The organism is uncultured Algibacter sp., from assembly GCF_947495925.1.
Lineage (GTDB): Bacteria > Bacteroidota > Bacteroidia > Flavobacteriales > Flavobacteriaceae > Algibacter_E.
Map to the genome: position 1 here is coordinate 232861 of NZ_CANMAU010000003.1, position 12879 is coordinate 245739.

8 protein-coding genes are annotated in these 12879 nt (G+C 33.8%); 4 read left to right on the forward strand and 4 right to left on the reverse strand.

Annotation, left to right across the window (positions count from 1 at the left end; translation table 11 throughout):
• Positions 1-59: 59 nt before the first annotated feature.
• The 4 genes from Q0857_RS07325 to Q0857_RS07340 all read right to left on the reverse strand — a co-directional run bounded on the left by Q0857_RS07325 (position 60) and on the right by Q0857_RS07340 (position 4311).
• Positions 60-1019, reverse strand: coding sequence for a UDP-glucuronic acid decarboxylase family protein (locus Q0857_RS07325; protein WP_298533422.1), 960 nt, complete (start codon positions 1017-1019; stop codon positions 60-62).
• A 334-nt stretch (positions 1020-1353) separates the two neighbouring features.
• Positions 1354-2238, reverse strand: coding sequence for an inositol monophosphatase family protein (locus Q0857_RS07330; protein ID WP_298533424.1), 885 nt, complete (start codon positions 2236-2238; stop codon positions 1354-1356).
• A 4-nt stretch (positions 2239-2242) separates the two neighbouring features.
• Complete coding sequence (locus Q0857_RS07335; protein ID WP_298533425.1) at positions 2243-3223, reverse strand: oxidoreductase family protein; 981 nt, start codon at positions 3221-3223, stop codon at positions 2243-2245.
• A 68-nt stretch (positions 3224-3291) separates the two neighbouring features.
• Positions 3292-4311 carry a LacI family DNA-binding transcriptional regulator gene (locus tag Q0857_RS07340; protein ID WP_298533427.1) on the reverse strand — a complete coding sequence of 340 codons (1020 nt, stop codon included), beginning with the start codon at positions 4309-4311 and terminating at the stop codon, positions 3292-3294.
• A 162-nt stretch (positions 4312-4473) separates the two neighbouring features.
• Between Q0857_RS07340 and Q0857_RS07345 the strand changes: the two genes are divergently transcribed.
• From Q0857_RS07345 to Q0857_RS07360, 4 genes are read left to right on the forward strand one after another with little or no spacing between them, the layout of a single operon-like run.
• On the forward strand, positions 4474-6117 hold the full coding sequence (locus Q0857_RS07345) for a sodium:solute symporter family protein (protein ID WP_298533428.1): 1644 nt from the start codon (positions 4474-4476) through the stop codon (positions 6115-6117).
• A gap of 5 nt (positions 6118-6122) precedes the next feature.
• Positions 6123-8402, forward strand: a complete 2280-nt coding sequence (locus Q0857_RS07350; RefSeq protein WP_298533430.1) for an FAD-dependent oxidoreductase — start codon at positions 6123-6125, stop codon at positions 8400-8402.
• 7 nt (positions 8403-8409) lie between these two features.
• A complete protein-coding gene (locus tag Q0857_RS07355; protein ID WP_298533431.1) occupies positions 8410-11580 on the forward strand; it encodes a glycoside hydrolase family 2 TIM barrel-domain containing protein in 3171 nt (1056 codons plus the stop codon).
• Positions 11581-12861 carry a family 16 glycosylhydrolase gene (locus Q0857_RS07360; RefSeq protein WP_298533432.1) on the forward strand — a complete coding sequence of 427 codons (1281 nt, stop codon included), beginning with the start codon at positions 11581-11583 and terminating at the stop codon, positions 12859-12861.
• Positions 12862-12879 lie beyond the last annotated feature (18 nt).

The window sequence follows — 12879 nt, forward strand, 5'->3', positions numbered from 1 at the left end:
ATGTCTCTTTGGAAATTTCTTTTTTATGAAAAACTCAACTATTTCATAAAAAAAGAGTGTTATGGTTTAACTCCTTCTTCTTCTTTTATTAATTCTTTAAAATAATGGATTGTCTTTAATAAGCCTTTTTCAAGTTGAATGTTAGGTTCCCATCCATTTAATTTTTCCTTAGCTAAGCTAATGTCTGGTTGCCGTTGTTTCGGATCATCTTGAGGCAGTGGCATAAATATTAATTTTGATGAGGAACCAGTCAATTTTATTATAGTTTCAGCTAGTTCTAGCATAGTAAATTCGTTAGGGTTTCCAAGATTTACTGGTCCCAGAAAATCAGGTTCTGAGTCCATCATTCGTATCATGCCTTCTACTAAATCATCAACATATTGAAAAGATCTGGTTTGCAAGCCATCACCAAAAATAGTAATATTTTCACCTCTCAAAGCCTGCATTATAAAGTTAGATACTACACGACCGTCGTTTGGGTTCATATTTGGCCCATAGGTATTAAAAATTCTGATAATTTTAATGACAACTTTATTTTGAAGGTGATAATCCATAAAAAGTGTTTCAGCACAACGCTTGCCTTCATCATAACATGACCTTATGCCAATAGGGTTTACATGTCCCCAATAATCTTCTGTTTGCGGGTGTACTTGTGGGTCTCCATAAACTTCACTAGTGCTGGCTTGTAATATTTTAGCCTTAACGCGTTTTGCTAAACCTAACATATTTACTGCTCCAACGACTGATGTTTTTATGGTTTTTATAGGGTTATACTGATAATGCACTGGAGATGCTGGACAAGCTAAATTATAAATCTCATCAACTTCTGCAAAGTAAGTATGCGTAACGTCATGTCGAACTAATTCAAAATATGGGTTGTCCATTAAATGCACAATATTTTTTTTGGTACCGGTAAAGTAATTATCTAAGCAAATCACCTCATTTCCTTCATTAAGCAGGCGCTCACATAAATGAGATCCAACAAATCCTGCTCCACCAGTAACTAAAATTCTTTTCATACTTTCTTTATACTTATTGTTTTTAAATTGCTAACATTAAGTTGTTAAACTATTTGATTCCTTTTTTGAGTTCTTATTCGAACCTATAATTTCCCCAAAAAAGGTACTCTCTATAAGTAAAAATGAAGTTATCCCTTATTTTATTTTATAAGAAATCTGTGTTTGCGTCTTCAAAAATCGAAGATAATACTTTAACCTAACTTTTTGGTTTTTCTGATAAAAATATATAAAAAGGAAGTGCATTTTATCAATGATTCTGGAGGCTTAAACAAATGAGTGAACTTTAACTTCTTCCATAACTAGTGTTCTTTAAAGTACTTTTTTAGTTAAAACACTAGTTAAGCTCTCTATGTATATTCTGAATCATCTTATTTAATTTTACATCACTAGTAAATAAAACCCCTTTTGTATTCATATATGTAGATTTTGGATTATTTAAGTCAAGTGGATTTCCATAGACGTCTGTAACGCAAGCTCCAATTTCCTTGTAAATACAAGCGGTTGCAGCATAATCCCATATACTTCCCCCTCCTTCAATTTCTTTAGGAAAAGTAAAGTAACAAGAAGGTGTGTTTTCTAAAGCCATGCATGCATTTATGACCGCCCCATATGTTTCGTTTAAATGAACACCATGAACATCTAAGTTTTCTGAAAGCTTTTCAAGTTTCTTCAATATTTTTGGGAAGACCTTTGTGTTTTTGAGACTTTTGTTATAATAAAACTGAAGTGGTTTTGTTTCTAAATTACTTTTTAAGCTCCATGGGATGTTATTTTTATAGGCTCCTTTGTTTTGAATAGCATGATACAAATTACCTTTTATGGGCTCGTATATTACGCCAAGTAGAGGAATTCCTTTGGAAGATATTAATGCTATGGAAATGGAATAACCAAATGACGATTCTGAGAAAAGCAAGGTCCCATCTAAGGGGTCAATACACCAAAAGAAGTCTTTCTCTAATCGTGTTTTCGTATCGTGACTTTCTTCTGTGAGAAGTGCTAAATCGAATCGATTCAAGGTTGGTTCTAATATCTTTAAAATAAGCTCTTGACTTTTAAAATCAACCTCAGTTACTATTTGCGAAGCTAAACTATTTCCTCCTTTTTTTCTCAATACACTTACGGTACTGTTGTTATAGGTATTAATTAGTTCACCGGCAGATTTCGCAGCTTTAATGGCAACTTTAGAAAGTGTGTCTATGTCGTTTGAACTTAATTTCAAACTATTATTTGTTTTTAAGTTTACTGATAACGTCTTGGGCTACCCTTTCACTATAACTATTAATTTTCCAGTGACCAGGACTCCAACCTTTAATGAATCTATGAAAATCTGTCTGCGCTATTGGGTATAGCTGTCGCCATTCTCTTTCTACATCTTGAGGTTGTATATTCGTGTTTTTATCTTTTAATGCCAAAGTTAACTCTTTGAAGTAGAAATTTAAAAGCTCTGGTTCTAGTTGTTCGCATTCCTCTTCAGATAGACAACTACCCAAAAAGTATGCAATATCTTTCATACCGCAACCCCCTCCAACATATTGAAAATCCACAGCTGCAACTTTTTTGCTATCAGAGGAAAAACAAAAATTAGCAAGTTTGGCATCTCCGTGAACAAAAGTTTGGAATTTACAATCATTTAAAGTTTTATTAATTGCCGAAGCAGCATCTCTTAAAGGTAAATCTAATAATGCCTTTAACTCATCAGGTCTAGTTTTTAAATGCCAATATGTACCAATTTCCCATAAGTCCTTAGGTGCTTTATCCATAAAACAAGCATGAAAGTTGGCAAGCCATGTTAAGCATAACTTCACTTCGAATAAGTTTACAAAAGTTTTCCTTTCAGAGAAACCAGAGTCATTTAAATCTTCCAAAACAATTAAACTCTCAGTGTCTATGTTTTCTAAATAAAAAGGGGTAGGAAGGTAGCATGATGTTTTGCAATATTTGCTCCAAGATTTATAGAACTCAATTTCTATTTGATATGATTTTAATTTACGTTGATGTGATACGTTTGTATTCCATCCTCTAGGGTGATTGTTTTTATCTGGAAGTTGTATATGTTTAACAATGATGCTATTGTGACGAGAGCCTTTTAATGAACATCTTATTATCTTTCCATAATCACTCCAGAGATTTTGAATAATTTCTGTTTCACTAATTTCTTTAGCTTTAGTAGCCTCTAATATGATGTTTTGAATATGTGGATTCATCTAAATTTTTGGCAAGTTATTTATAATTCCAGGTTGTTAAATTAAGCACTTAAAAAATAACAAGTAGTTTATATTAAATCTCCTTTTACCGAGGACTTTCTAATATTAAACACTCCGTTAAATATAATAGTTTCTTCGGAAGAAGTACCGCTTTTAATGACTTTCAAAAGAAGCTCTCCTGCTTTTTTAGCCATATCATGAGTGGGTTGTTTAATGCTACTCAGTTGAGGTGTTACTAATTCAGCCATTCGGGTTTCTGTAAAACCAACAACTGCAACGTCTTCTGGTACTCGGTATCCATTTTCTTTAAGTTTTTTTATGGCGCCTAATGCTACCATATCGTTAACACAGAAAAAAGCATTAGGAATATCATGGTTGAAAATTAGATCTTCAATAACTTCCATACCTTCCTGAGCTAATAAACCAGCTTCTATTATTTTATAATTATCTTTTGATATTTTGTGTTTATTCATAGCTTTTTTAAAACCTTCTATTCTTTCAGAGGTAACAGATAGGTTTTTATAACCAGATAAATGATAAATTGTTTCATAGTGCTGCCTAATTAAATGTTCAGTAGCAAAAAAACTCCATTTTACATTATTGAACACAATTTTCGGAGCAGGAATCGATTCATTTATTCTATTTAAAAACACAATAGGGTTGCCCTCATTAATGAGATTTAAATAATAGGTCATATTCGTTGTTCCGGCAGTTGGAGCAATTATTAAACCATCGACCATATTCTTAATTAAAGTTTGTACATTTTTCATTTCTTGTTCTTCATTTTCATCAGACTGCATGACTAATATTTGATACCCTTCTGATATTAGAAATTCTTGCAGAGCTATAACAATTTCGGAGTAGTATTCATTAATAAATTCAGGAACTACAACGCCTATATTCAATGAGCGTTTTTGACTCAACTTTTTGGCAATAGGGTTTGGGATATATCCCATGTCTTTTGCCGTTTTTAAAATAAGGTCTTTGGTCTCCTTTTTAATATCATATTTGTCATTAAAAGCCCTTGAAACTGTTGAAATAGATACGTTTAATTTGGTGGCGATATCTTTTATGGTATAGTGTTTCATAGGTTTAATGAAGTGATTCAGTACAAATATATGAATTCTCGGAAACGCTTTCGGAAATAAAACTAGTTTTCGGAAACGCTTTCGGGGGTGTAATTATAGATTTCTCATTTTGTTAGAATCACATGGGTTATCTTTAATACCGAATATTTAAACATTTTTGAAATGGGTAACATAGACATTATTGTCATATTAGTGTTTACTACTTTGGTATTTATCTGTGGCATGAGTTTTTCCAAGGCAGGTAAAAACATGAAATCTTATTTTGCTGCCGGAGGAGCCTTGCCTTGGTGGATGAGTGGCTTATCGCTCTTTATGAGTTTTTTTTCTGCTGGTACATTTGTGGTTTGGGGGTCTATAGCTTATTCAAGCGGTTGGGTTGCTGTAACTATACAATGGACGATGTGTATTGCGGGAGTCATTATTGGGTTTTTTATCGCACCTAAATGGCAGAAAACGAAAGCATTAACAGCAGCAGAGTTTATCGCAGACCGCTTAGGGAAATCTACACAAAAGACATACACTTATATTTTTCTTTTGATATCCATTTTTACTACGGGGGCGTTTTTATATCCAGTTGCTAAAATTGTGGAGGTTTCAACTGGCATACCCATTTCAACAAGTGTGATTGTTTTAGGACTGCTCATATTAATCTATACTGCTGTAGGTGGCTTATGGGCGGTAATCGTTACAGATGTATTACAGTTTATAGTGTTAACCGCTGCTGTTCTTATTGTGGTACCTTTATCTTTAGATAAAATTGGTGGTATAAATAATTTCATAGAAAAAGCTCCAGAGCACTTTTTTGAGTTTGCAAATTCAGAATATTCTTGGGTGTTTATGATTGCGTTTGGACTATACAACTTGTTTTTTATTTCAGGAAACTGGGCTTATGTGCAACGATATACAAGTGTTGCAACACCAAAAGACGCAAAAAAAGTAGGCTGGTTATTTGGAGGGCTTTACACCATAAGTCCATTAATTTGGATGATACCTCCAATGATCTATAGAGTATTAAACCCCGAGTTAACTGAGCTAGCAGATGAAGGGGCCTATTTATTAATGTGTAAAGAAGTATTACCCATAGGTATGTTGGGATTAATGTTAGGAGGCATGGTATTCGCTACATCTAGTTCTGTAAATACTACTTTAAATATTTCTGCAGGAGTATTGACTAATGATATTTACAAGAGTTTATTTCCAAATACAAGTGATAAAAAATTAGTAGAAATAGCTAGAATTACAACCATAATTCTTGGTATTTTAACAATAATAATCGCTTTATTAGTGCCGCTTTTAGGTGGTATTGTAGAAGTCGTAATGAGTTTAGCAGCTCTAACTGGAGGTGCTATGTTTTTACCACCACTTTGGGCGTTATTTTCAAAACGACAAACAGGGAAAACGGTATTAACAGTTACCATAATTTCGTTAGCAATAAATGCGTTTTTTAAGTTTTTTGCGCCCAACCTTATAGGAGTAACTCTAGGCAGAGCAATGGAAATGGTCGTTGGCATGGGGATCCCAATTATTTTACTCGCTGTATTAGAATTGATACTAAAAAAAGATAATAATACGGAAGCTTATGATACTTACGAAGCACAACGAAAATTAAAAGAAGCCGAACCCGAATCTCCTTCAGACGGAAGCAATAAAAAAGGAACAAGAGTTATAGGTATAGGCGTTGCATCAACAGGTGTATTAATTCTGTTGCTATCTTTTATTGGGGAATCTGCTCAATTCTTAGTGGGTGGCATGGGTACTGCCGTATTACTTTTAGGACTTTTCATAATAAACAAAACAAGATATTAGATTACATGATTATTGGAACATTCGATAAAGAAAAAAGAGAGAGCAAATCAATAGAGTTAAATTGTGATTTAGCCATTACTGGTGGGGGAACAGCAGGTGTTTGTGGAGCCATAACAGCGGCCAGAAAAGGGATAAAAGTTGTTCTAATTCAAGATAGACCAGTTTTGGGGGGGAATGCATCATCTGAGGTAAGACTTTGGATTTTGGGAGCAACATCTCACATGGGGAATAACAATCGTTGGGCTCGCGAAGGGGGGGTGATAGATGAAATCTTGGTAGAAAATCTATACAGAAATCCCGAAGGAAACGCAGTGATTTTTGATACTGTTCTGCTTGAAAAAGTATTAAACGAAGAGAATATCACATTACTTCTAAATACAAGTGTTTATGATGTTAACAAGTCTAATGATACTAAAATAGAATCTATAAAAGCATTTAATTCTCAAAATTCAACGGAGTATGTAGTAAAAGCACCGTTGTTTTGCGATGCATCAGGCGATGGTATTGTGGCGTTTAAAGCCGGGGCCTCTTTTAGAATGGGAGCAGAAGCTAAGGAAGAGTTTGGAGAATTGTTTGCTCCCGATAAATCTTATGGAGAATTACTTGGACATTCTATGTACTTCTACAGTAAAAACACGAATAAACCTGTAAAATTCAAGGCACCAGAGTTTGCTCTAAAAGATATTACTCAAATCCCGAGATATAAAGCCATTGGAAAAGATGATAAAGGATGTCGTTTTTGGTGGTTTGAGTATGGAGGACGCCATGACACCATTCACGATACCGAGCATATTAAATATGAACTTTGGAAGGTGATATATGGTGTTTGGGATTATATTAAAAATTCAGGTGAATTTGAAGATGTTGATAATATGACTTTAGAATGGGTAGGAACCATTCCTGGAAAACGCGAAAGTCGTCGATTTGAAGGTTTGTACATGATGAAACAACAGGATGTCATCGGTCAGCAAGAATTTGATGATGCCATCGCGCATGGTGGTTGGGCTATAGATTTGCATCCAGCTGACGGGGTTTATAGTGAACTTTCGGGGTGTACCCAATGGCACTCTAAAGGGGTGTACCAAATTCCGTATCGTTCGTTTGTAAGTAAAGATATTGACAACTTATTTTTAGCGGGGAGAATTATTAGTGCAACCCACGTAGCCTTTGGTTCTACAAGAGTAATGGCAACTACTGGTTTATGTGCGCAGGCAGTAGGTATGGCAGCAGCCATTTGTATGGAAAATAAGATCAATCCAGCTGAAGTTTTAGAAAAGGATAAACTAAAAGAGCTTCAAAACGAATTGAATAAAATGGGTCAAAGCATCCCTAATGTGCCTATTCGGAAATCATCAAATTTACTTAGTGAAGCTAAAATTGAAGCCTCGTCAACTTTAAAGATTTCTAAAATACCTTTTGATGGAGGATGGTTTAATTTAAGTATATCATCAGCACAATTATTACCATTAAAAGCTAGTGTAAATTATCAGGTAAAAGTATTGGTAAATGCAGATGAAGATACAAGCTTGGAAGTGCAATTAAGAACTTCAGAAAATCCAAAAAACTACACGCCTGAAGTTATTTTAGAGAAACAGACCTTCAACTTAAAAAAAGGAGAACAATACATTACAATTAATTTCACTAATGGAGTTCCAACAGACCAATATGGTTTTGTTACGTTCATGAAAAATGACAAAGTTACCCTAAAAACAAGTGATAAACGCTATGCAGGTATATTGTCTGTCTTTAATGGGGTTAATAAAGCGGTTTCTAATAATGGAAAACAAGTGCCACCAGCTGATATTGGCGTAGATGAATTTGAATTTTGGACGCCTCATCGCAGACCAGATGGAAAAAATATTGCCATGGAAATTTCGCCTGCTATAGAATCTTTTAGTGTTAAAAATATAGGAAATGGTTATGTAAGACCCACAACTGAAGTAAATGGATGGCTTGCTAGTTTAAGCGATGAAACCCCAACAATAAAAGTAGAATGGGATGAAGCTAAATCAATATCAGAAATTAAATTGTTCTTAGACTCAGATTACGATCACCCTATGGAATCAACGCTTATGGGACACCCAGAAGAAGTTGTTCCCTTTTGTGTGCGTAATTATGTTATAAAGGATTTAGAAGGGAAGGTACTTCATAAGGTAGAAGGAAACTATCAAACCATTAGTACATTAAAACTTGAGACTCCAAAAGATTTAAAAGGATTTACAATAGAAGTTGAGCATCCGTCAAAAGATGTGCCAGCAGCAATTTTTGAAGTATTGTGCCAGTAAAAACAGTATGCATATAGTTAAAACGCACATATATTTATTTGTATCGATTTTTATCCTTGGATGTCAATCAAAAGGTGAAATATCAGAGAATAACACCCTTTCATTAAATGGAAATTGGAAATTCCACACCATTTATGGAGAGGGTTCCAATTATATGAATGTTAAAGCTGCGGGAAATGACATTGTAATTGATAATAAAGATACCAATGTTGAAATCCATGGAAAATGGGACTCGTCTAACAAAGGCATTAGGTATTCTAAATTTCATGGTGAAGATTATATAAAACACAATTTTCCTGCGCACAATTTAGTTGAAGGAAAGAAAAAAGATGATGCTTACGTTAGGTTTTATCCCAATTTTAATAACTCGGGATATTTTGAGGCCTTTGCAAAGTTTCCTTTTGAATCACATTTAACAGCTCAATATAATATAAAACATGCTGATGGCATTACCACTAAATATGTAAGTCAACGGGTGTTTTGTAACGAATGGATAAGTTTAGGTATCTATAAATTTGATTTTGGTGATAAAAATTATGTTGAGCTTACAGCAATCGCAGGAGGTAGGGTGGCGGCAGACGCTGTAATGTTTAAAGAAATTTCAAAGGAACAATTTTTAACGGCAAAAGAAGAACCTAAACAGGTATTCAAAACAGATTTTGATGATGCCAATTGGTATAGTTTAAAAGTACCAGGACATTGGGGCATGATTAACGATTTTTCAAACTACACAGGTATAGGGTGGTATCGTAAAACCATTTCTATTCCAGAGGGTTGGACAAATGCTTCAAACAACAGATACTATTTAAAATTTGGAGGTGTGTATCATCTTTCAAAAGTATATCTTAACGGAAAGTTCATTGGAAAAAACCGTGGCGGTTTTACGCCTTTTGAATTTGATGTGACCGATGCCTTAAATTACAACAGTAAAAACGTCATAGCAGTCCAAGTTGATAATAGTGCTATAGTCGGTGCAACATGGAATTGGGGGGGTATTATAAGAGACGTTACCCTAACTAAAAACAAAGATGTTCGTATAGATTATCAATACATTCATGCGGATCCGGATTTAAAAACGGGCACAGCTGCATTAAAATTAAAAGTTAAGATTGAAAACAAATCATCTGTAAAAAGAACTTTAGTTGTTAATGCTAAAGTTTTAGATGATACTAAAATAGATGCATTAAGCGGTACAATTGAAGTAGAAGCAAATACTACTGCAGATATTGAACTAGAATCGACTTTAACTGCTAATAACGTAGAATTGTGGCATTTTGATCATCCAAAGCTATATAAAATTGCAACCACTATTTCTGAAGGAGAACATATTTTAGATGCTAGAGATAATAACTTCGGAATTAGAAAAGTTGAACTCACAGGCTCTAAAATGTTATTAAATGGTGAGCCAGTGCGATTAGCTGGATTTAATAGAGTAAGTGAACATCGTTTTTGGGGGTCTTCAGAGCCTTTAGAAGTTTTAGAAGAAGATGTTGACCTTCTGAAAGAAGCTGGCGCTAATTTCATGAGAATTATGCACGGCACTCAGAATGAGAAATTGATTGATTTGTGCGACAAAAAAGGGATTTTATTGTTTGAAGAAGTTAATGTAAGAGATTTAGATAACGATGAATTTAGAGCGAAATATCTACCGTTAGCTAAAGTTTCCGATGAAAATAGCCTTGATTTAAAGCGTGAAGATGAAGAAATTTTAATGTTGGATCAACCTTATGTTAAGGTATCTAAAAGCTTTGATTTAAAATCTTCTGCAGACAAAAATTATTTAATAGCAAAATATTGGCTTAAAGGGATGATTGAGCGCGACATTAATCACCCAAGTATTATTGGTTGGAGTGTTGGTAACGAGCTAAATAATCATAATGCATATGCAAAAGAAGCTATTGATTATGTAAAAAATGAATTGGACCCATACAGGTTAGTTACCTGTGTTAGTAATTCAGGTCAAAAAGATGAGTATACGCCAGAAACAGACCCAAACACACATGTAGATGTAATTATGCATAACATGTACCGTTGGCAAGGGCAACCTCAAGAAATATTAAATACGTTAAGAGAAAAATGGCCAGATAAACCTGTTTTTGTTTCAGAATATGGTTTTGATCCTTTTCAAACTACATCACCCAATGCAGATAAAGCCATTTTTTCTGAATGGATGAATCATTTTAGAAATAAAAATAAATTTGTGATAGGCACCTCCATGTGGACCTTTAATGATTATAGAAGTGGCTATGCGGGTACTACAGCAGAAGAAAATAGAGTTTGGGGGGTTATTACTTCCTGGCGACAAAAAAGAAGACTGTTTAATCGCCTTAAAAAAGAGCATGCACCAATTCATGATATTGAAATTACTGAGGTCGATTTTAAAAATAACACAGCAAATTTTAATATACCTATCAAGAGCAGAAGTGATTACCCAAGTCATAGCATGAAAGGCTATAAGTTGAACTATCAATTTAGAAATAGTAAAGGTGAAATCGTTTCAAAAAATACTATGGATTTGCCTATGTTAACGCCTGAAGATAAGGTTTGGAGCAATACGATCACTTGGAAAAGTTTACCAGATGATATTTTAGATTTAACAGTAAGTCTAATAACACCAACAGGTTATTCAAGGTACGATAAAATGGTGTCTTTTCTAAACCCGATAACTCCTGAAATTTCTGAAGTTATTTCAGGTAAAAATTCAGCAAGAATTCTTTTTGATAAAGTGCCAAATGCCGGAGAATACTTTGTATCTTATGTAAACGATAAAGGAGAGACTATTGCATCGGATAAAACCATCACTAATGGCATAGATGTTATGGGTTTAACTACAGGGAAAACTTATAGTTTCAAACTCTATGCAGTAAATGATAAAGGAATTAGTAACGCTTCAAAAGTAAAAAGTGTAATCACTAATAATAACGTATTACCACCAATTATTTGGGATGCATTTATTGCTGAAAACAAATTGATTATAGGCTATTCTAGTGATTTTGAAGATGGTGATTATACTGTTAAATATGGCGCTTCTAAAACTAATTTAGATAAAGAATTTATTTCAAACGTTAGGGGTATGATGTCAATTGATTTACATGGAGAAAACGACGTTTATTTTAAATTAAAAAGAAGTTATAATTCGGAAGAAAGTAATTGGTCTCAAATCGTAAAAGCTAAATAAATGTTTGAAATAAATAAATACGTTATTATTTCATGCTTTTCGGTGTTATCATCGCTATACGCTCAGAATTCAAAAAAGAATCAGAACATGGTTCTCAATAATTATGAGCGTTTAGATTTAGACAATTGGAAATTAGTATGGCAAGACGAATTTGATTATTCTGATAAAGATTTAGAGAAACAATGGGTTTCGCAAAATGGTCCAACTGGAGATTTTGTAATATGTAGTAGGTGGAGAGAAAATGCGGAAGTGATAAATGGAGTTTTAGAGTTAAAAGTTAAAAAAGAGCAAAAAGCTGGAGAAGATTGGACCTGCGGCAATGTATGGACTAAAGCAACTTTTGGTTACGGGTATTTTGAAGCCAGATACAAGTATGTGGCCTGTTATGGTGCCAATAATTCATTTTGGTTATGGCCTAAATTTAGATTACCAGAGGGTGAAAAGGCATGTGAAGTAGATATTAATGAAGGGCATTTTCCTAATGTAATAAATACCAATATCCATAATTGGACGGATAAAGATACTGCCCCAAATGGCAAAGTTACCCATGAAAGTGATCAAATTCATCATACACTTACCGGGGAGCCAGTTCAAGAAATAAAACTCGAGGAGGCAGTAACTACTAAAAAGCTTAGGCTGATATCAAATACACCTTCTTCTATTCAAATTTCAGAGTTCAGAATTTTTAAAAGGAATATGGCTTTTCCAAATTGGGAAAAAGCGCTAGGAAATAAGAACATAAACCTAGCCGCACAAAAAGATGTGAAAATTATAACCAATGGAAATAATTCGGGAAAATTAGAATCAAAACCAAATTTTGCAACTGACAATAAAATGGAAACAAGATGGGTTTCTAAGGGAAATAGTGGCGAAAAATGGATTGAATTTCAATGGACAGCTCCGCAATCAATTAATGCCATTCAATTTCTTAACGGATGCGTACAAGCCGATGGATTATGTAAAAACTTAATCACAGATTATAAAATACAGATTTGGAAAAATAATACTTGGGAAGATATCTATGAATACGATGTATCAAAAACATCAAATTTTGGAGAAGAATACCATACTTATGGACTAGAGTGGGACGAGGATTATTTTAAATTTTATTTCGATGGGAAATTATATCGTAAAGTGAGAAATAAAGTGTGTTTTAGTAAAACAAATATTTTATTAAGTCTGGCATTATTAAAACAAGCTTATGCTGGTCCTGTTACAGACGACTTAGATGGTAAAAGTATGAAAATAGATTACGTTAGGTATTATAAACCAAACAAATAACCAACAAACTAAATGTAG